Origin of the sequence: Bacillus sp. V3B (genome assembly GCF_024494465.1) — a bacterium.
Lineage (GTDB): Bacteria > Bacillota > Bacilli > Bacillales > Cytobacillaceae > Bacillus_BD.
Window position 1 is genome coordinate 627,378 of sequence record NZ_JAETXM010000001.1, and the last position, 20,589, is coordinate 647,966.

Genomic DNA, 20,589 nt, shown 5'->3' on the forward strand with positions numbered 1-20,589 from the left:
ATACTCTTTAAGGAGGTGGGAATAATGGCTGTACCTTTTAGAAGAACATCAAAAACGGCGAAAAGAAAACGTCGCACGCATTTTAAATTACAGGTGCCAGGTATGACAGAATGCCCAAACTGTGGTGAAATGAAACTTGCTCACCGCGTATGCAAAGCTTGCGGAACATACAAAGGAAAAGAAATAGTAAACAACTAATTTTCCCTTGGGGATAAAAAGCACAAGAACAAATTGTTCTTGTGCTTTTGTCATTTTTATTAGTAAATTATTTTGAATTCAAATGGAATAAATATAAAAAAATCTAATCAATATATAGGCATATAACAATTGGAAGGGATGAAGTTGGAGCTGTCTATGTATAAAAATACTTGGACGGGTCTCTAGTATTTAAGTGAATATTCTCGAAACTGACGCGATGTCAGTCTATCTTTTCTAGTAGAAGCATATGTATGAATAATAAAAACACTAGGAGGGATTTTCAGATGTCGATGACACGTCAGGATGCTTGGACACAAGATGAGGATTTACTTCTTGCAGAGGTTGTACTGCGTCATATTCGTGAAGGTGGGACACAGCTTCAAGCGTTTGAAGAAGTTGGAAAAAGACTGTCGAGAACGGCTGCAGCATGTGGGTTTCGCTGGAATTCATCTATTAGAAAACAATATAAATCTGGAATAGAACTGGCAAAGAAACAAAGAAAAGAAATAAAGAAAAGTGTTGTAGAGACTGTTGACAACGTTGACGAGCTAGAATCTTCTTTCGATCCTATTATGAAAACAGAAGAAGGTTCTATATCAGTTGTGCAGGAATTAACCTTTGAAGATTTGTTAGTCTATTTGAATAAGCTATATGATCAAGCAAAAAGTTCAACAGACTATCAAGAGAGTCTTTCGTTATATGAAGAAAAAGTGAAACAACTTGAACAACAAATACAAGATATGACTGTTGAGAATAAGAGGTTGGAAAAAGAAATGCATTCGATGGAGCATGATTATAAAGCATTGATAGAAATTATGGAGAGAGCCCGTAAAATGGTTGTTTTAAAGGAAGATGCCCAAAAGGCAAGGTTTCAAATGGATAAAAACGGAAATTTGGAAAAAATGGATAAATAAAAAACAAGCGGACAATAGCCTTGTCTGCTTGTTTTTTGGATTTATTTATAGAAAGTATAACTATTCAGAACTGTTAAAGAAAATCTTTCTTAAAAATGTTCTTGGAGTAGAATGAAGTTCGTTTTGATCTGAATGTAATTATACTTTTCTATGAATGTGCTTCTTTTACACCATCGGGAAACCAAACAAGCGGATTTTCACCTAGATCACGTTCCATTTCATAGTTAACGGATTGAAAACCCATTTTCCCCCAAAATTCTCTTGACTTTACACGAGGATTTGTTTTGATCGGCATATTAAATCCTTTTGCATATTCGACAAGTGCTGTGCCATAGCCTTTTCCTTGATATTCAGTAAGTACCTCTAACTTCCAAATCTCGATATAATCTAAAGGTGGTTCAAAATAACGATTGTATTTGGCATTGACTTGATACATACTCATTCTTGCAACAAGCTTATCACCGAAGTAAATTCCATAAAAAGGTGATTCGCTATCATTCTCAATAATATTAGCTTCGAGATCTTCACTCATAGAGAGTTCTTGAATTCCGTATTCTTTAAATTTTTTAAATTCCTCAAGTGTTTTGTAATTTACTTTTAATTTTACGATTTCCAATGGCATTTATAATCCCCCTTTTTTAAAGCTAAATTGCATGATCATTAGTTAGCGTGAATACGTATAGTAATAATTTCTTTTTTAAAATTTAAAAATTTTAATTATTTTTAACATGATTATATAACATTTATTAAAAAAAGTCAGTAATATAAAAGAAAACGTTTACAATGCTTTAACGGCTTAGAATATTCACTTGATAGAATGATTCAATGTAGGAGGAATGAAGATGAAAGAAATTAAAGCGATCATGGCAGGCACTGTACTATCCATACATGTACATTCAGGTGAACAAATCTCCATAGGTCAAGAAGTATTAATTTTGGAGTCTATGAAGATGGCCATTCCGATTGAAAGCAATGAAACAGGAAAAGTTGCTAGAATCAACGTGAAGATAGGTGATTTTGTTAATGAAAATGATGTATTAATGAACTTGGAGTAGATAGAAGACTCACATTTAGAAGAACGCTTAATAAGGAGGGGATAGTTTGTCTTCGAAACGATCCTTAACAGAAAGTTTACAAAAAAAGAAAGAACTAATTGAAACAGGTGGAAATAGAAAATACCATGAAAAGTTGCAATCGCAAAATAAGCTTTTTGTCCGAGAGCGACTCGAACTATTGTTTGATCAGGGAGAATATGTGGAAGATGGAATGTTTGCTAATTGTACAGATAGTGATCTACCAGCTGATGGGGTTGTAATAGCAACCGGGAGAGTGAACGGGCAGACTGTTTGTGTAATGGCTAATGATTCGACTGTTAAAGCTGGATCATGGGGGATGCGAACGGTTGAAAAGATTATTCGTATTCAAGAAACGGCAGAAAAATTGAAAGTACCAATTCTTTATTTAGTTGATTCAGCAGGAGCAAGAATTACCGACCAACTTGAGATGTTTCCTAATAGACGGGGAGCAGGTCGAATTTTTTATAATCAGGTGAAACTTTCCGGTATCGTTCCACAAATTTGTTTATTATTTGGTCCATCAGCAGCAGGAGGCGCTTATATTCCCGCTTTTTGTGATCTTGTTTTTATGGTTGATCAAAATGCTTCTATGTATTTAGGTTCTCCAAGAATGGCAGAAAAAGTAATTGGCGAAAAAGTTACTTTAGAAGAAATGGGCGGTGCGCGAATGCACTGTACGGTCAGTGGGTGCGGGGATGTGTTAGTGGATAATGAAGAAGAAGCCATCATCCAAGTAAAAAAATACCTAAGTTATTTTCCAACTAATTTTCAAGAAAGGCCTTCTATTATAAAAGGAGTAAGCCCGAGAGAAGGATTCGATTTAGAAAAACTAATTCCGCCTAATCAAAATGCTCCATTTAATATGTATGATTGTGTAGAGGCATTGATTGATGAAGACAGCTTTTTTGAAATAAAAAAGTTGTTTGCCTCTGAATTGATTACAGGATTAGCAAGAATGGACGGAAAAGTGGTGGGGATTGTGGCGAATCAGCCAAAAGTGAAAGGGGGAGTCCTGTTTGTTGACTCTGCAGATAAAGGAGCAAAGTTTATTACCCTTTGTGATGCGTTTCATATTCCGCTCCTTTTTTTAGCCGATGTTCCGGGTTTTATGATTGGAACAAAAGTAGAAAGAGCTGGAATTATTCGCCATGGTGCAAAGCTCATTGCAGCAATGAGTTCTGCAACAGTACCGAAAATCTCTGTTATTGTTCGAAAAGCATATGGAGCTGGCTTGTATGCAATGGCAGGACCGGCGTTTGAGCCTGACTGTTGCCTTGCCTTACCAACTGCTCAAATTGCTGTTATGGGACCTGAGGCGGCAGTCAATGCCGTTTATGCAAATAAAATGAATGAAATCAAAGATCCAGAGGAAAAAGTTGCTTTTATGATGAGGAAACAGCAAGAATACAAAGAATCAATAGATATTTATACGTTAGCAGCAGAGCTCATTGTTGATGATATTGTGCCACCAAATGAATTAAGAAAGGTACTCATTTCTCGCTTCTCTATGTATGAAACGAAAGAAATGAATTTTAGCACACGGAAACATCCTATTTATCCTGTATAATCCAAGAAGCCCTGTTTTTACTTTGTGAACTGGGAGTTTAATCATTGGTTTCGTCTAGTTTTCTAATGGACTATTCCAATACAAGAAGATACATTATAATAAAATAAGAGGATTAACAAAATGAGTATAAAGTTCTGTTAAAATTGGGAAGAAGGGAATTTGTGTATTCGATGAAAATAGGAATTATTGGTGGAGGTTCAATTGGTCTATTATACGCCTACTATTTGAGTGAACAGCAGTCTGTCTGTTTATATGTACGTTCAAAAGAACAAATGGAACTTCTACAATCAGAGGGATTATTTTTAGAACGAGATGGTGAGAAAAGCCAAAGGTTTCTCGATGTAAAGTTATATTCCGAATGGCGTGGAGATGAAGATATATCGTTAATAGCGGTTAAGCAATATCATTTAGTAGAATTAATTGAGTTACTCTACGCCTACAGTCGGTCAAATAAGGCCATTTTATTTTTGCAAAACGGAATGGGTCATTTAAAATGGTTTGACCGAATAGAAGGGGAAGTATATATAGGGACAGTAGAACACGGAGCGATGCGAACAAACTTTAATCACGTCATTCATACAGGGGATGGATTGACAAAAATAGCTCTTTATCAAAATTCTCATTCACAGTTTCAAAAGTTTGCTCAATCGATCGATCATGAACGATTTCCTTTTATCATAGAAGAAGATTATGAAGTAATGCTTTTGAAAAAGTTGATCGTGAATGCTGTTATTAATCCATTAACGGCTATTTTACAAGTGGAAAATGGTGAATTGATACAAAATCCATATTATTATCAATTAGTTAAAATGATATTTATTGAAATTGAACAAGGTTTACAATTACAAAATAAAGCACAGTACTTTGAAAATGTTATTCTAGTATGTAAGAAAACAGCTCACAACTATTCATCCATGTTATGCGACTTAGAGGAAGGTCGACCAACAGAAGTGGATGCAATACTCGGCTATATTTTGGAAAAAGCAGCAGAAAGAGAAATAAACACTCCGATCATTGAAACTTTCTATCGAGCAGTCAAAGGGAAGGAGTGTAAGGTAGAGGAGCAATAGATGTGCCAGGATTTTTTTCTTCAATCATTGCAACATTCGTGACTATTCCACTATTAGGGTATATAATCGTGTTTGTAATTAGTAAGTTGGTGACGAAAAAGCACCGAATCTCCGTCCAAATTGCGATTGATGTCACTACGCTATTATTAGTTATTTCTGTTCATTATTTTATTATGACTATTTGGGACAGGTCCCTTCTTTGGGTTATCCTACTAATCATGATTATAATTGCTATCGTGTTTGTCCTTGTCCATTGGAAACTTAAACATGAAATCCAATTTAAAAAGATATTTAAAGGGTTTTGGCGGTTTAATTTTTTGCTATTTAGTTTTGTTTATATTATTTTACTTGTATATGGTCTTATTCTACGTGTCAGTCTATCTATTACGGCTGCGGCATCATAATGAATTCTTGTTTATGAAAATATAGATGCTGATTTTATCATGATAAGAATGGATTTTGACCTTTTTAATCGATAATAAGATGTAAGACATGATATTTATCGAAATATGGTTAGGAGAAAGGAAGTCATAAATGGAGATGTTAAATCTCTCGCTACCGGCGACAAATCGTTTTGCCACTGGATATTTGGCTGGTGCACCTGAGATACAACGTTTTTTTCATTATCGTTATCAGGACTCAACGGATTACGAAGCTAGACTATTAGAATTACAAAATCGTACATTTATGAGAAAAGAACTTGCTGGGTGTATCGAAAAATATATGGAACGTTTTCCAAGCTCAAAAGAAGTGAAAGCTTCACTAACAAAATTAACAAATCAGGATAGTGTAGTTGTGATTGGTGGTCAACAGGCGGGAATTTTAACAGGACCACTCTATTCTATACATAAAATTATATCCATCATTGCTCTCGCACGGCAGAAGGAAGCTGAATTGAATATACCGGTCGTTCCGGTCTTTTGGATTGCCGGTGAAGATCATGATTTTCAGGAAGTGAATCATATCTATTTAGAAAAGGAGGGGGATGTCCAAAAGGTCGTTTATCCAGAAAAAGTACTCGAGAAGAAAATGGTTTCTGATATTACGATAGATAAAGAAATCTGTATCGAATGGGTAGAAGAAATTATTGAAGCATTAGGTGAGACGAATCATACAAAAGAATTGCTGGCGTTTATGAGAACATCTATTTCGCAATCCAATACATTCGTTGATTTTTTTGCCCATATCGTTATGGCATTATTTAAAGACGATGGTTTACTCGTGATTGATTCTGCTGACTCTGGACTTCGTAGTCTAGAAAAGGAAATTTTCGTTTCACAAATTGAACAAGTTACCCAAATTACAAGCTGTGTGAAAGAAGTTCAACACGAACTTGCTGATGAGGGTTTTCATCGTTCAATTGATATTAGTGATCAAGCGGCTAATCTTTTTTATTATGATGAACAACATAAAGAACGGATCCTACTTGAATTTGATTCAGTAAAACAGTGCTTTATCGGCAAGAATGGAGAGCTGCAATTTTCGCGAGTTGAATTACTGCAGATTGCATCTGAATTTCCAGATAAGTTAAGCAATAATGTGGTGACTCGTCCGATGACGCAAGAATTGTTGTTTCCAACTCTTGCTTTTATTGCCGGTCCTGGTGAAATCGCTTATTGGGCGGAATTAAAGCAAGCGTTTGAAAGATTTTCCATAAAATTACCACCAATTGTCCCTAGACTAAACATAACACTATTAGATCGATCAGTTCAAACAGATCTTCAAGAACTCGGGTTATCACTTGAGGATGTGTTAGCAAAAGGGACGGAAAAACAGCAGGATGACTATTTATTATCTGTGAAAGATCCAGAGTTCGAGTGTATATTTCAACATACAAAAGAACAGTTGCTTGAGAATTATCGTTTGATTGAACTTAGGATTGATAAGGGTTTATCTCCGCTATTTGAAAAAAACCAAGCTAATATATTGAAGCAAATTGAATTCATGGAAGAAAAAGTGTCCTCTATGTTAATGGAAAAGCATGATGTAGTTTTGAAGAAATTTAGTAGAGTAAATCACAAATTACATCCTTTAGGAGCACCTCAGGAAAGAATTTTAAATGCTCTCTATTACATGAATCATTATGGTATTTCTTTTCTAGCTGAATTGACCAATTTATCTTATACATTTGATGGCTCACATAAAGTAATAAAAATTTAAAAGTTTGAGACTCTACCTTTATGGATAGAGTCTTTTTTTAATTTTGGCTATGTTCATGATGATTGTTGATAAATAGTCTATGATGTATGTGATCATGCGTCTTATTCAGTATGAATAACGTAATGTATGCATACATTAAACCTCACTTAGAACATTAACAATCTTATTTTAAACATCCTTTATTTTTATAAAAAGTTATAATATTCTGTCAATTAACAGAAGGATTTTCCTAGTATGGAGAGAATTATTAAAAACATGTGGAGGAAAGTGGAGGGATGTGGTAAAGTAATTTTAGAAAGTGGGGGTAGTGGGTATGTTCATGGGCGAATATCATCATCATGTTGATACAAAAGGTCGTTTGATTGTACCTGCTAAATTCCGAGATGGTTTAGGTGAGATGTTTATTTTAACAAGAGGCCTTGATCAATGCCTATTTGGTTACCCCCTTAGTGAATGGAAGATGATTGAAGAAAAACTTAAAGGTCTTCCGCTGACAAAAAAAGATGCCCGTGCATTTACTCGTTTTTTTTTCTCTGGTGCAACAGAATGTGAACTGGATAAACAAGGACGTATTAATATTGCAACTCCGTTGGTAAATTATGCAAAGTTGGAAAAAGAATGTGTCGTATTAGGCGTTTCCAATCGAATTGAAATTTGGAGTAAAGATATTTGGAATGAGTATTTTAGCGAATCAGCGGATTCTTTTGCTGATATTGCAGAAAATATGATCGGGTTTGATATATAATTGGGAATGATTTTTTCCAGATCATTCGATTGGAAAGGTGGACACAAATGTTTAATCACACAACTGTATTATTGAATGAAGCTGTTGAGGGCTTGAATATTAAGCCGAATGGCATATATGTAGACTGTACTCTAGGAGGGGCTGGTCATAGTGAACTCATCCTTTCGAAGCTTTCAGAAGCAGGGAAACTATATGCTTTTGACCAGGATGACATTGCGATAGCTCATGCGAAAGAACGTTTGGCATCCTATGGTGATCGGTTAACGATTGTAAAAAGTAATTTTCTCTATTTGAAAGAAGAATTAGAAAAACTACATGTCCATGAAGTTGATGGTGTGTTATATGATTTAGGTGTTTCATCCCCGCAACTTGACAACCCTGAAAGAGGATTTAGCTACCATGAAGACGCCCCTCTTGATATGAGAATGGACAAGGATGCCAGTTTGTCTGCCTTTGATGTTATTAATCATTGGTCATATGAGGCACTTGTGCGCATTTTTTTTCAGTATGGTGAAGAAAAATTTTCAAAACAAGTTGCCCGTAAAATTGAAGTAGCCCGAGCAGTAAAACCAATTGAAACCACAGGGCAATTAGTCGAGCTTATTAAAGAAGCCATTCCTGCTCCAGCAAGAAGAAAAGGTGGCCATCCAGCAAAAAGAATTTTCCAGGCAATCCGTATTGCTGTGAATGATGAGTTGGGTGTATTTGAGAAATCACTTCAACAGGCCATTTCTTTATTAACTACTGGTGGTAGAATTAGCGTGATTACGTTTCATTCGCTAGAAGACCGAATTTGTAAGGTAGCATTCAAAAAGGCGAGTGAGATACCTGATTTGCCACATGGATTACCGGTTATTCCAGAAGAATTCAAACCGGTTTTAAAGTTAATAACAAGAAAGCCGATTATACCAACGGAATCTGAATTAGAACACAATAACCGGGCAAGGTCTGCCAAACTTCGAATTGCCGAAAAGCGATAACCTTTGATCATTCTTAAAATATATAATAAGCAAACTTTATTTATTGGAGGGGCAAATGAATGGCTAATTTAGCAAGAAAGCTTCGTCAAGAGCAACAAACGCAACAAACGCAACAAGCTCCAAAGGTTTCAAAGAAAGTACAAAAACAGAAGAGATGGCTTTCACCAGGTGAAAAAATATTAGGAATTGCTTTTGGCGTAGTTATTTGTTTTGGATCGGTGCAGATTATCTCCAATCAGTCCTCCATTTATGAACTCAATAAAGAGATTCAAGATACCCAAGTTACGATTCAAGAACAACAAAAGTTAAATAGTGACTTAACCGTACAAATAAGTGAATTAAGTCAGTATGATCGAATTAAGGAAAAGGCAAGGGAACTCGGGCTAGAACTAAATGAGCAAAATGTTAAGGTTGTGCAAGATTAATGATAAAAAAACAAAAAAATATTAACTTTGGAGCAGCGATATTATTTCTAATATTCAGCTTGCTCTTTTTTGTCTTATTGTTTCGATTTGTCTACATTCAGACTACTGGGGAAGTAAAAGGTCATGCCTTAGCTGCAAAGGCGGAACAGCTTTATTCAAATTCTACGAAAATTGAAGCAAAACGGGGAACGATTTATGATCGGAACGGAGAGGTTATTGCTGAGGATAGAACCTCATATAGTTTAATTGCTATCCTTGACGAAAAAATGACAACTGATCCGAAGAAGCCAAAGCATGTGAAGGATATCGATAAAACGGCAAGTGAACTTGCTAAAGTTATTGATATGAAGGAATCAGACATTTATAAAATCCTACAGGATGGTCAACAGAAAGAACGGTTTCAAGTAGAATTCGGTGTAGCAGGACGAGATATTACGTATGAGGTGAAGGAGAATATTGAAGAACTTAAGCTACCTGGCGTTACTTTCACGAGAAAAATGAAACGATTTTATCCAAATGGTATTTTTGCCTCACATGTTATTGGTTATACAGAAACAGTCACAGATGAGAACAATCAAACCAAAACAGTTGGTAAACTAGGATTAGAGAAAAGTTTAAATGAGCTATTAACAGGTACGAACGGCTCTTTTAAATTTGAAAGTGATTTATGGGGGTACTTGCTCCCAGATGGCAATGAACAGATTACTCCAGCAAGTGATGGGAAAGACGTTTATTTAACGATTGATAGAAAAATTCAAATTATGCTTGAAGATGCAATGAATAAAGTGAATGAAGAGTACGATCCGGCAAAAATGATTGCTATTGTTGCCGATGCTAAAACAGGGGAAATTCTTGCGATGGGACAGCGTCCATCCTTTCATCCTGAGACAAGGATAGGCATTGAAGGAGGATGGTACAATGAAGCCATCGAAACACCGTTTGAACCAGGGTCAACGATGAAGATATTTACCCTTGCGGCTGCCGTTGAAGAAGGGGCATTTAATCCAAATGAAAAGTTTCAGTCAGGAAAATATGTGGTTGATCCCAAATCGAGATCCATTTCCGACCATAATGGGGGAAGAGGTTGGGGGACTATTACGTATTTAGAAGGAGTACAGCGATCTTCCAATGTAGCTTTTGCAAAACTAGCAAATGAGAAGATAGGGTTTGATAAATTTAGGGAATACTTAACGGAATTTGGATTTGATGAACTAACAGGTATTGACCTACCGAATGAAGCAAATGGAAAAATGGCCTTTACTTATCCTATTGAAAAGGCTACAACAGCATTTGGTCAGGGAACAGCGGTGACAGCCATTCAACAGGTTCAGGCAGCTACAGCGATTACAAATGGTGGAAAAATGATGGGGTCCCATGTTATAGACAAGGTAGTTGATCCAGGTTCAGGGAAAACGATTCAGGAAACGAAATCAGAAGTAGTAGGAGAGCCTATTTCAGAAAAAACAGCTGCAGATGTACGAGATTATTTAGAAACCGTTATAACCGGTGAAGAGGGGACAGGCGGAAAATATGAGATTGAAGGTTACGAAGTTGCAGGCAAGACAGGAACTGCTCAAATTTCGGGTAATGGTGGATATTTATCGGGATCAAGTAACTATATCTTTTCGTTTCTTGGCATGGCACCGAAGGATGATCCGGAGTTGATTATGTATGTAGCTGTGCAGCAACCAGAAATAACGAACTATGCACAAGGTTCTACTCCTGTGTCCATGATTTTTAATCCTGTTATGAAAAACAGTCTTCAATATTTGCAAGTAGAACCTAGTAATAATAAGCCGGTTGAAACCGTAATAAACCCAGATGTAATGAATCTTTCTACGGATCAAGCTATAGAAAAGTTAACGAATAAAGGTTTAGAAGCAATTGTAATTGGAAATGGTTCGAAAATAGTTAGCCAGATTCCTCGGGAAAATGAATCACTTCTTGCAGGCGAGAGAGTGATGATTAAAACAGATGGCGAATTAACAGCCCCTAATATGATGGGGTGGTCCATAAGAGATGTAATGAAAGTAGCAGAAGTAGCTAATATGAAATTAAACTCAGTCGGAAATGGATTTGTAGTCAAGCAAAATGTCACAGCAGGTTCGATGATGAAAGAAGGAGACTATTTAATTGTTGAGTTAAATAGGACTTTAGTACAAACAGAATCTGAGTCAGATGTCAAAACTGAAACTGATATTGAGACTAACGTGGATGAAGACATCGTTCAAGATTAATAATCAAAGTTTCATCCCGACGAACTACGTTCTATTAAAAAAAGTACAAGCATATATTTGAACGAGCCATATTTAAAGGAGGTTCGTTCTTTTATGCGTGTTTCCAATGTCACCGTTCGAAAGAGGTTAACCATTGTATTATTAGTAGGAATATTCGTTTTTTTTATTATTGATATGAGACTTGGTTATGTACAAATGCTATTAGGAGAGGGTTTAACAGACAAGGCAAAAGGACTATGGAGCCGGAATATTCCATTTGAACCAAATCGAGGCGAAATTGTCGATCGGAATGGTGTTGCGCTCGCAACGAATATTAGCGCCCCCACTGTTTTTGTTGTTCCACGTCAAATAAAAGATCCGGCGGAAGCGGCAGAAAAGTTGGCATCTGTTTTAAATATGTCAACAGAAAAGGCTTATGGGTTGATTACGAAAAGAACGAGCAGCGTTAAAATACCTGAGGGAAGAAAGATTTCTCATGTAAAGGCAAAAGAAATTCGAGCACTCGGAATTGAAGGAGTCTATATTGGTGAAGATTCTAAACGTCATTATCCTTTTGGGAATTATCTTTCGCATGTATTGGGCTTTGCTGGTATTGACAATCAAGGGTTAATGGGCTTAGAACTCTTTTATGATAAAGAACTAAGTGGCACGGAAGGATCAGTTAAGTTTTACGCTAATGCCAAAGGTGAAAGAATGAATGATATGGCAGATGACTATGAGCCACCTGTTGATGGATTAGATTTACAACTAACGATAGATTCAAAGGTACAGACCATTTTGGAACGCGAATTCGATAATGCAGAGGCTACTTATCAACCTGATGGACTTATTGGAATTGCAATGAATCCAAATACTGGGGAAATATTGGCTATGTCCAGTAGACCGAGCTTTGATCCTGCCGACTTTCGAAATGTAGAACCTGAAATATATAATCGTAACTTACCTGTCTGGAGTTCTTATGAACCTGGTTCCACCTTTAAAATTATTACCTTGGCTGCTGCACTTGAAGAAGGAAAAGTAGATTTAGAGAAGGATGAGTTTCATGACCCAGGATTTGTGAAAGTAGGTGGAGCTAGGCTTCGTTGCTGGAAAAAAGGGGGTCACGGCAGTCAATCATTTCTTGAGGTTGTTCAAAATTCATGTAACCCAGGATTTGTTGAACTTGGTGAAAGGCTTGGAAAAGATACATTGTTTAAATATGTAAAAGGCTTTGGCTTTGGTGAAAAAACAGGCATCGATCTTCAAGGAGAAGCTAAGGGGATTTTATTTAATTTGGATCGTGTTGGACCAGTTGAACAAGCAACCACTGCATTTGGTCAAGGGGTTTCAGTAACACCGATTCAACAAGTAACAGCTGTTTCAGCCGCCATTAATGGTGGAACATTATATACACCGTATATTGCCAAAGAGCTCATTGATCCAACAACAGGTGAAGTGGTCATGAAGAAAACGCCTGTTGCAAAAAGAAAAGTGATTTCGAAGGAAACGTCTGCTGAGATTAGATATGCGCTGGAAAGCGTAGTTGCCCAAGGGACCGGAGGAAAAGCATTTGTTGATGGCTACAGGGTCGGTGGAAAAACAGGGACGGCACAAAAAGCGGTGAATGGCCGTTATTTACAAAATAACCATATTGTTTCTTTTATCGGTTTTGCTCCTGCAGATGATCCACAGATTGTTGTCTATGTTGCCGTGGATAACCCAAAAGGGACGGTTCAGTTTGGGGGTACGGTAGCGGCACCGATCGTTGGAAATATTATCGGAGATAGCTTAAGGGCGATGGGAGTTGAACCGAGAACAGAACAAATTGAAAAGAAGTTAACTTGGACAGATACACCGATGCTAGAAGTTCCTGATCTTGTGGGAATTACAAAAAAAGAAATCCGTGAATTGATGCTAAATTTAAAAATTGATGAGAGTGGTGATGGAGATACCGTCGTCAAACAAACGCCACAAGCGGGTGTGAAATTAAAAGAAGGTTCAACTATTAGACTTTACTTTGGGAAGAGTACAGAAATTAATGAGGAATAAGTAGTATTTAATGGAAACTATTTCATATATTTAGGTAGGGCGGCTTAATTTTACGCCGTCTTCTTTATTAGATAGGGTACTAGTAGGAAAATGTACTATATTTATAAAAATGAAAATAGATTAATTAGTGTTTATCATGTAAAATTAAATCGCTTAGTTCTTCGTTCTAATAAATTTTGACGTAATGGTTTGTTGGCACTCTTGTACTTTTTTATGAGAGGATTTGAGATATTTGAAACTACATACTTTACTTCAATATTTATTCCCTTTTTTGCCTGTTGAAGGTGTAAATCCAGAGATCTACTCGATTGAAAACGACAATCGAAATGTAAAACAAGGCAGTTTATTTATTTGTATAAAGGGCTATACGGTAGATGGTCATGACTTTGCGAAGTCTGCTGAAACAAAGGGTGCTGTAGCGGTATTAGCTGAAAGAGAATTGTCACTCGATATACCTGTTATTCTTGTTAAGGATACGAAACGAGCAATGGCTTTACTTGCAAATATATTTTACGGTCAGCCTACACAAAAACTACATTTAGTGGGTGTTACTGGCACAAATGGAAAAACAACGACAAGCCATCTGATAGAAAAGATCTTTGCTGATGAAAACAATAAAACAGGATTAATCGGAACGATGTATGTAAAAATGGCAGGGAAAACATATGAAACCAAAAATACAACACCTGAAAGTTTAACGTTACAAAAAATGTTTAAGCAAATGGTTGATTATGGGGTCTCTAGAGCTGTGATGGAGGTTTCATCTCATGCACTTGTTGAAGGAAGAGTACATGGGTGTGATTACGATATCGCTGTTTTCACTAACTTAACCCAAGACCATCTTGATTATCATAAAACAATGGATGAATATCGTCGTGCAAAGGGGTTATTATTTGCACAACTGGGTAATGCATTTTACGATAATAAAACCAAATATGCGGTCTTAAATGCTGATGATCCTGCAAGTAAAGAATATAGCTACTCAACAGCAGCTAGAGTATTGTCATATGGAATCGATAATGAAGCAGATTTTCGAGCGCTCCATATCAAGATGACAGCCAACGGCACATCGTTCGATTTAGTTAGCCCTTTTGGAGAACACCAAGTGCAAATGAAACTGATTGGGAAATTTAGTGTTTATAATGCACTTGCGAGTATAGCTACTGCCGCTCTTTCAGGGGTTCAGATGAAAAACATTATTGTCTCACTTGAAGAAGTAGAAGGGGTTTCAGGTCGTTTTGAAGCAGTAGATGCTGGGCAAGATTATGCGGTTATTGTCGATTATTCACACACGCCGGATAGCCTTGAAAATGCTTTAATGACGGTTCGTGAGTTTGCAAAAAAACGTATTTTTGTTGTTGTCGGTTGCGGTGGAGATCGTGATCGAACGAAACGTCCGCAAATGGCAAAAATTGCTTGTCATTTAGCAACGGATTCTGTTTTCACTTCTGATAATCCACGTAGCGAAGATCCAAATGCCATTTTGCGTGAAATGGAAGCAGGTGTAAAAGGGGAAAAGTATAAAAGTATTGTAGATCGTAAAAGTGCGATTCAGTATGTAGTAAATGAAGCTCAAAAAGGGGATGTCATTCTGATTGCAGGAAAAGGACACGAGACCTATCAGCAAATTGGTCAAGAAATATTGGATTTTGATGATCGAATAGTTGCAAAAGAAGCAATAGAGGAGCGGTTAAAATGACGTTATTGTATTATGATTTTGCCCATCTCTTTCCAAGAAGAAATGGAAAAGGTGATTCCGCACTCGCGTTTTATACCGTTACGGCTTTTGCACATATCTCTCAACCAAAAGGAATTTTTATTCCTTTATACAAAGATTCTGGGGAGTTAAAGGAAGCAATTGAACACGGGGCTATTGCTGCGGTATGGGATGAGGAGATCCCGCTTCCTTCCTACACTCCTACTTATTTTCACATTTTTTATACAAATGATTTATGGAAAGGTTTAAAAAATATGTTAGAACAATACGGTAAGAAATTAGCTATTATCGAAGAATTAGATCAGAATGAGCGTACAAAGTTTTATTTTTCATCTAAAAACAGTCTGAATGAAAGAAAGAACACATATGATATAGCTGTAATGACAAATGAATGCGATCAATTAATGAAAGAAATAAATGATGGGAGGGGGGAATAAAGTGCTGGTGCAAGTCATGTTTTTTACCATTTTATTAGGATTTTTAATTACAGTATTACTATCTCCCATTTTTATTCCCTTCTTGAGAAGATTAAAATTTGGACAAAGTATACGAGAAGAAGGACCAAAGTCACACCAGAAAAAAACGGGTACACCTACAATGGGTGGGGTTATGATATTGCTATCTATTATCGTAACAACACTTGTGATGACGGAGAAATTTAGTGAACCGACCGTCCAAACTTTTTTACTTTTATTTGTAACGTTTGGATTTGGACTTTTGGGCTTCTTAGATGATTTTATTAAAGTAGTCTTGAAAAGGAATTTAGGTTTAACGTCAAAACAAAAACTTATCGGGCAGATTCTTATTTCAATTGTTTTCTATTTTATTTTGAAGCAAACTAATTTTTCAACAGCACTTGAAATTCCATTTACCAATTATTCTTTTGAATTAGGTTATTTTTATGCGCTGTTCATTGTATTCTGGCTTGTAGGTTTTTCAAATGCGGTTAATTTGACAGATGGACTTGATGGTCTTGTATCAGGTACAACAGCAATTGCCTTTGGAACATTTGCTGTGTTAGCTTGGAATCAATCCCAATTTGAAGTATCCATTTTCTCTGTTGCAGTTGTTGGAGCTGTACTTGGATTTCTTGTCTTTAATGCTCATCCGGCAAAGGTTTTTATGGGTGATACAGGTTCATTGGCGTTGGGAGGAGCAATCGCGTCTATTGCTATTTTAACGAAGCTAGAGATCATTCTACTTCTAATCGGTGGCGTATTTGTCATTGAGACATTATCTGTTATTTTGCAAGTGATTTCTTTTAAAACAACAGGAAAGCGAATTTTTCGCATGAGTCCACTGCATCATCATTATGAATTAATTGGATGGAGTGAATGGCGAGTTGTCGTGACGTTTTGGAGTGTTGGACTATTATTTGCCATTATCGGAATTTACATTGAGGTGTGGTTATAAATGAAAACAATTAATACGTATCTTCATAAGAAAATATTGGTCTTAGGATTAGCTAAAAGTGGGGTAGGAGCTGCGTCTCTTTTACATCAACTTGGTGCATTTGTTACTGTTAATGATTATAAGCCATTATCGGAAAATCCTGAGGCCCAAGGGTTACTAGAACAAGGGGTTAAAGTGATTTGTGGGGAGCACCCGATTGAATTACTCGAAGAAGGATTTGAGCTGATTGTTAAAAACCCTGGCATTCCCTATCATAATCCAATGATTAAAGGGGCAATTGAACGTGGTATACCTGTCATAACGGAGGTTGAACTTGCTTATCAGATTTCTGATGCTCCATTCATTGCCATTACAGGAACAAATGGGAAAACAACAACAACCACGCTTATCTATGAAATGCTGAAAGTGGGAGAGAAGGATCCGCTTATTGCAGGAAATATTGGGACGGTCGCTTCAGAGGTGGCACAAGTTGCACAGGAACATCATCATATTGTGATTGAACTTTCTTCATTTCAGTTGATGGGAACGCCAAGTTTCCGGCCAAGAATTGCCATTTTAACCAATCTATATGAAGCTCATCTTGATTACCATGGGACAAGATTAGAATACGTGAAAGCAAAGGCGAATATTACTAAAAACCAAAAAAATGATGATTTTTTTATTGTGAACGCTGAGCAAGAAGAGGTTATGAATATCGCTCTCCAATCAAAGGCCAAGATTGTTCCTTTTTCAACGAAACGGGAGCTTTCATCGGGAGCTTATGTAAAAGAAGGCTGGGTCACTTTCAATGGGGAACAAATTATGAAACAAGAGAATATCAGGCTACCTGGTGCTCATAATTTAGAAAATATTTTATCTGCAGTAGCAGCTGCCAAATTATCTGGTGTGAGTAATGACTCTATTTTTAATGTGTTAAACGCATTTGCAGGTGTGAAACATCGCCTTCAATTTATTGGTGAAATTGAAGGTCGACAGTTTTATAACGATTCAAAAGCAACCAATATATTAGCGACAAAAAATGCCTTAGCTGCTTTTGAAAAGCCGATTGTGCTTCTTTGTGGCGGCCTTGATCGAGGGAATGAATTTGATGAACTTATTCCGTCATTTAAAAACGTTAAAGCAATGGTCACTTTTGGACAAACAGCGGAAAAAATGGAGAGAGTAGCAACTGAGTCAGGAATAAAATCAATTCATCGTGTCGATAATGTTGGAAAAGCTGTACCTTTGGCTTATCAGCTATCAGATGCAGGAGATGTTATTCTTTTATCCCCTGCTTGCGCTAGTTGGGATCAATATAAAACTTTTGAAGTAAGGGGAGACATTTTTATCGAAGCAGTGCATAAGCTTAAATAAGGGCTTGTCTCTAGAGGAGAAGATACTATTTGCTTTTCAACATTAGAGGGGTTTTGTTCAACTGTCTCTTAAACAGGCCAAATAACTTGCATTTCGAGGTGTGGTCTTTTGCCGACAAAAAAAACGACTCCTGATATTATTTTAATGTTACTGACGTTTACACTTTTAGCAATAGGACTAGTTATGGTATACAGTGCCAGTGCAATCTGGGCAGACTATAAATTTGATGATTCCTTTTTCTTTGCTAAACGCCAAATGTTATTTGCCGGTGTAGGGATAATTGGTATGTTTTTTATTATGAATATTGACTATTGGACTTGGAGAACCTGGGCAAAAGTGCTGATCATCATTTGCTTTGTATTGCTTGTTCTCGTACTAATCCCTGGAATTGGGAATGTTCGAAACGGATCAAGAAGTTGGATCGGAATTGGCGCTTTTTCTGTACAGCCCTCAGAATTCATGAAGTTGGCAATGATTGCTTTCTTAGCAAAGTTTTTATCAGAAAGGCAAAAGTACATAACCTCGTTTAAGAAAGGATTGATTCCTTCTTTAGGTTTAGTTTTTTTAGCATTTGGCATGATTATGCTTCAACCTGACTTAGGGACCGGTACGGTGATGGTTGGAACATGCACGGTGATGATTTTTATTGCGGGAGCAAGAATTCGTCATTTTATGGTGCTTGGTTTAATCGGGTTAGCTGGCTTTGTTGTGTTAGTCTTGTCAGCTCCTTATCGAATTAAGCGAATTACGTCATTTCTGGACCCTTGGCAAGATCCGCTTGGAAGTGGTTTCCAAATTATTCAATCATTGTTTGCAATTGGGCCGGGTGGCTTGTTTGGATTAGGTCTTGGACAGAGTAGGCAAAAGTTCTTTTATCTACCAGAGCCCCAAACAGATTTTATTTTTGCCATTTTAGCTGAAGAGCTTGGTTTTATTGGAGGTTCCTTTATTTTATTATTATTTTCTCTATTACTTTGGAGAGGTATTCGTATTGCGTTAGGAGCTCCCGATCTATATGGAAGCCTTCTAGCTGTCGGAATCATTGCAATGGTCGCCATTCAAGTCATGATCAATGTGGGTGTTGTTACAGGACTAATGCCAGTCACAGGTATTACACTACCCTTTTTAAGTTATGGGGGATCATCATTAACACTCATGCTATTGGCAGTGGGTGTACTGCTAAATGTTAGCCGATATTCGCGGTACTGACTTAAACTTTCTAAAGAGCTGACCACTGATAGGTCAGCTTTTTTTTGATAAAATATTAGAATGGTTTTGTGAATTACGTGAAAATTCAAGTTAATATCAAGTTAGTATTCTTGATTACAGCATACATTAAAAAAATACTAAATGATTACGTTTTTATGACATTCTTTTAATGGTATCTTTCTCCTGTTTGGAATATAGTAGAATAGAAAAAGTAAATGAATGATTTTATTCACTTTTCTATTTGTCCTGTTGTGCTGACGGAAAATATTAGCTCTGATGTTTGACTGGTATTCATTCCTATAATGATGGAGTTTGAGTTAAATTAACTAAGTGTGTTTGAGGTGAAACAATGAATATTGTAGTAAGTGGAGGCGGGACTGGTGGTCATATTTATCCAGCTCTTGCTCTTATTCGTGAAATAAAAAAAGAAACAAAAGATGTGAATTTTTTATACATCGGTACAGAAAAAGGACTTGAAAGCAAGCTTGTCACAAGAGAAAATATTCCATTCAAATCGATACATATTACAGGTTTTAAAAGAAGTATCTCCCTTGAAAATGTAAAAACGATTATGCGTTTTTTTAAAGGAGTAAGAGAGAGTAAAAGAATGTTAAAAGAGTTTAAAGCAGATGTTGTCATAGGAACAGGAGGCTATGTATGTGGTCCTGTTGTTTATGCTGCTGCAAAGCTTGGAATTCCGACTATCATACATGAGCAAAACAGTGTACCTGGTTTGACGAATAAGTTTTTAAGTCGTTATGTAGATCGAATTGCTATTTGTTTTGAGGAGGCAAAGGCTTTTTTTCCGGATCATAAGGTTGTGTTGACAGGAAATCCGCGTGCTTCTGAAGTATTACATCAAGATAGGATAAAAGGGAGAATATCGACCGGTTTAAGTGTAGGGGAGCCAGTTGTGTTAATTGTTGGTGGAAGCCGAGGTGCAAGGCCAATCAACGAGGCTGTTTTAAAATCTCTAGTGCAACTTGGAGGAAAACCGTATCAAGTGCTGTATATAACAGGTGATGTTCATTATGATGAGGTGAAAAAGGAAGTAGAACTAATTGGAAATCCGAAAAATGTTGTAATTAAACCCTTTATTCATAATATGCCTGAAGTCCTTGCTGGTACGGACTTGACGGTTGCGCGAGCTGGTGCAACCACATTAGCTGAACTAACGTCACTTGGTATTCCAAGTATCCTTATTCCAAGTCCATATGTTACCAATAACCACCAAGAGAAAAATGCACGTGCACTTAGCGATCATCATGCTGCAAAATTATTACTTGAAAAGGATTTAAATAGCCAGAAATTAGTGGAAGAAATTGATCGTATCCTATTGGATGAACAGAAGCTAAATGAAATGAAAAAAGCATCTAAACAACTAGGGGTACCAGATGCTGTAAAAAGGCTCTATCAATTAATGAAAGAGCTTGTTGATGGGAAGAAGTAGCCCCAAGATTACTTTTGCATATACTACGGTAACCTATTTTTCAGGAG

19 protein-coding genes are annotated in these 20,589 nt (G+C 36.7%); 18 read left to right on the forward strand and 1 reads right to left on the reverse strand.

What is annotated here, in order from left to right; genetic code table 11:
• Positions 1–24: 24 nt before the first annotated feature.
• Both rpmF and JMM81_RS03210 read left to right on the forward strand, forming a co-directional pair.
• The gene (gene rpmF / locus JMM81_RS03205; RefSeq protein ID WP_256240049.1) at positions 25–198 is read left to right on the forward strand and encodes a 50S ribosomal protein L32; all 174 of its coding nucleotides are present in this window, start codon (positions 25–27) and stop codon (positions 196–198) included.
• Between the two features lie 284 nt (positions 199–482).
• Positions 483–1,112 carry an RsfA family transcriptional regulator gene (locus JMM81_RS03210; RefSeq protein ID WP_256240050.1) on the forward strand — a complete coding sequence of 210 codons (630 nt, stop codon included), beginning with the start codon at positions 483–485 and terminating at the stop codon, positions 1,110–1,112.
• A 148-nt stretch (positions 1,113–1,260) separates the two neighbouring features.
• Here the strand turns inward: JMM81_RS03210 and JMM81_RS03215 are convergent, their stop codons facing one another.
• Positions 1,261–1,734, reverse strand: coding sequence for an N-acetyltransferase (locus JMM81_RS03215; RefSeq protein ID WP_256240051.1), 474 nt, complete (start codon positions 1,732–1,734; stop codon positions 1,261–1,263).
• Positions 1,735–1,954: 220 nt separating this feature from the next.
• On the opposite strand from JMM81_RS03215, the gene JMM81_RS03220 reads away from it, so the two are divergent.
• The 16 genes from JMM81_RS03220 (at position 1,955) to murG (ending at position 20,542) form a co-directional block, all read left to right on the forward strand.
• A complete protein-coding gene (locus JMM81_RS03220; RefSeq protein WP_256240052.1) occupies positions 1,955–2,167 on the forward strand; it encodes a biotin/lipoyl-containing protein in 213 nt (70 codons plus the stop codon).
• Between the two features lie 46 nt (positions 2,168–2,213).
• Positions 2,214–3,755 carry an acyl-CoA carboxylase subunit beta gene (locus JMM81_RS03225; RefSeq protein WP_256240053.1) on the forward strand — a complete coding sequence of 514 codons (1,542 nt, stop codon included), beginning with the start codon at positions 2,214–2,216 and terminating at the stop codon, positions 3,753–3,755.
• Positions 3,756–3,925: 170 nt separating this feature from the next.
• On the forward strand, positions 3,926–4,825 hold the full coding sequence (locus JMM81_RS03230; RefSeq protein ID WP_256240310.1) for a 2-dehydropantoate 2-reductase: 900 nt from the start codon (positions 3,926–3,928) through the stop codon (positions 4,823–4,825).
• Positions 4,826–4,827: 2 nt separating this feature from the next.
• A complete protein-coding gene (locus tag JMM81_RS03235) occupies positions 4,828–5,229 on the forward strand; it encodes a DUF3397 domain-containing protein (RefSeq protein ID WP_256240054.1) in 402 nt (133 codons plus the stop codon).
• 130 nt (positions 5,230–5,359) lie between these two features.
• Complete coding sequence (gene bshC, locus JMM81_RS03240) at positions 5,360–6,985, forward strand: bacillithiol biosynthesis cysteine-adding enzyme BshC (protein WP_256240055.1); 1,626 nt, start codon at positions 5,360–5,362, stop codon at positions 6,983–6,985.
• A gap of 313 nt (positions 6,986–7,298) precedes the next feature.
• Complete coding sequence (mraZ, locus tag JMM81_RS03245) at positions 7,299–7,730, forward strand: division/cell wall cluster transcriptional repressor MraZ (RefSeq protein ID WP_256240056.1); 432 nt, start codon at positions 7,299–7,301, stop codon at positions 7,728–7,730.
• Between the two features lie 47 nt (positions 7,731–7,777).
• The gene (rsmH, locus tag JMM81_RS03250; RefSeq protein WP_256240057.1) at positions 7,778–8,710 is read left to right on the forward strand and encodes a 16S rRNA (cytosine(1402)-N(4))-methyltransferase RsmH; all 933 of its coding nucleotides are present in this window, start codon (positions 7,778–7,780) and stop codon (positions 8,708–8,710) included.
• 59 nt (positions 8,711–8,769) lie between these two features.
• A complete protein-coding gene (gene ftsL / locus JMM81_RS03255; RefSeq protein ID WP_256240058.1) occupies positions 8,770–9,135 on the forward strand; it encodes a cell division protein FtsL in 366 nt (121 codons plus the stop codon).
• Positions 9,135–11,372 (forward strand): penicillin-binding protein, encoded by a 2,238-nt coding sequence (locus JMM81_RS03260; RefSeq protein WP_256240059.1) that lies wholly within the window; start codon positions 9,135–9,137, stop codon positions 11,370–11,372. The genes ftsL and JMM81_RS03260 overlap by 1 nt, the downstream gene beginning before the upstream one ends.
• A gap of 93 nt (positions 11,373–11,465) precedes the next feature.
• Positions 11,466–13,400, forward strand: a complete 1,935-nt coding sequence (locus JMM81_RS03265) for a stage V sporulation protein D (RefSeq protein WP_256240060.1) — start codon at positions 11,466–11,468, stop codon at positions 13,398–13,400.
• 232 nt (positions 13,401–13,632) lie between these two features.
• Positions 13,633–15,099 carry a UDP-N-acetylmuramoyl-L-alanyl-D-glutamate--2,6-diaminopimelate ligase gene (locus tag JMM81_RS03270; RefSeq protein WP_256240061.1) on the forward strand — a complete coding sequence of 489 codons (1,467 nt, stop codon included), beginning with the start codon at positions 13,633–13,635 and terminating at the stop codon, positions 15,097–15,099.
• Positions 15,096–15,554 (forward strand): hypothetical protein, encoded by a 459-nt coding sequence (locus tag JMM81_RS03275; protein ID WP_256240062.1) that lies wholly within the window; start codon positions 15,096–15,098, stop codon positions 15,552–15,554. The genes JMM81_RS03270 and JMM81_RS03275 overlap by 4 nt, the downstream gene beginning before the upstream one ends.
• A 1-nt stretch (position 15,555) precedes the next feature.
• Positions 15,556–16,530 carry a phospho-N-acetylmuramoyl-pentapeptide-transferase gene (gene mraY / locus JMM81_RS03280; protein ID WP_256240063.1) on the forward strand — a complete coding sequence of 325 codons (975 nt, stop codon included), beginning with the start codon at positions 15,556–15,558 and terminating at the stop codon, positions 16,528–16,530.
• Complete coding sequence (murD, locus tag JMM81_RS03285) at positions 16,531–17,883, forward strand: UDP-N-acetylmuramoyl-L-alanine--D-glutamate ligase (protein ID WP_256240064.1); 1,353 nt, start codon at positions 16,531–16,533, stop codon at positions 17,881–17,883. It begins immediately after the preceding gene.
• A gap of 108 nt (positions 17,884–17,991) precedes the next feature.
• Positions 17,992–19,092: a stage V sporulation protein E gene (spoVE, locus tag JMM81_RS03290; RefSeq protein ID WP_256240065.1), complete on the forward strand. Its 1,101-nt coding sequence runs from the start codon at positions 17,992–17,994 to the stop codon at positions 19,090–19,092.
• 349 nt (positions 19,093–19,441) lie between these two features.
• Positions 19,442–20,542 carry an undecaprenyldiphospho-muramoylpentapeptide beta-N-acetylglucosaminyltransferase gene (gene murG, locus JMM81_RS03295; protein ID WP_256240066.1) on the forward strand — a complete coding sequence of 367 codons (1,101 nt, stop codon included), beginning with the start codon at positions 19,442–19,444 and terminating at the stop codon, positions 20,540–20,542.
• Positions 20,543–20,589 lie beyond the last annotated feature (47 nt).

Coding starts and splice junctions, on each gene's coding strand:
- bshC (WP_256240055.1), top strand. CDS start 5,360: ATGGAGATGTTAAATCTCTCGCTACCGGCGACAAATCGTTTTGCCACT.
- JMM81_RS03265 (WP_256240060.1), top strand. CDS start 11,466: ATGCGTGTTTCCAATGTCACCGTTCGAAAGAGGTTAACCATTGTATTA.
- ftsL (WP_256240058.1), top strand. CDS start 8,770: ATGGCTAATTTAGCAAGAAAGCTTCGTCAAGAGCAACAAACGCAACAA.
- JMM81_RS03260 (WP_256240059.1), top strand. CDS start 9,135: ATGATAAAAAAACAAAAAAATATTAACTTTGGAGCAGCGATATTATTT.
- JMM81_RS03215 (WP_256240051.1), bottom strand. CDS start 1,734: ATGCCATTGGAAATCGTAAAATTAAAAGTAAATTACAAAACACTTGAG.
- JMM81_RS03210 (WP_256240050.1), top strand. CDS start 483: ATGTCGATGACACGTCAGGATGCTTGGACACAAGATGAGGATTTACTT.
- mraZ (WP_256240056.1), top strand. CDS start 7,299: ATGTTCATGGGCGAATATCATCATCATGTTGATACAAAAGGTCGTTTG.
- murD (WP_256240064.1), top strand. CDS start 16,531: ATGAAAACAATTAATACGTATCTTCATAAGAAAATATTGGTCTTAGGA.
- JMM81_RS03230 (WP_256240310.1), top strand. CDS start 3,926: ATGAAAATAGGAATTATTGGTGGAGGTTCAATTGGTCTATTATACGCC.
- rsmH (WP_256240057.1), top strand. CDS start 7,778: ATGTTTAATCACACAACTGTATTATTGAATGAAGCTGTTGAGGGCTTG.
- JMM81_RS03275 (WP_256240062.1), top strand. CDS start 15,096: ATGACGTTATTGTATTATGATTTTGCCCATCTCTTTCCAAGAAGAAAT.
- murG (WP_256240066.1), top strand. CDS start 19,442: ATGAATATTGTAGTAAGTGGAGGCGGGACTGGTGGTCATATTTATCCA.
- JMM81_RS03220 (WP_256240052.1), top strand. CDS start 1,955: ATGAAAGAAATTAAAGCGATCATGGCAGGCACTGTACTATCCATACAT.
- rpmF (WP_256240049.1), top strand. CDS start 25: ATGGCTGTACCTTTTAGAAGAACATCAAAAACGGCGAAAAGAAAACGT.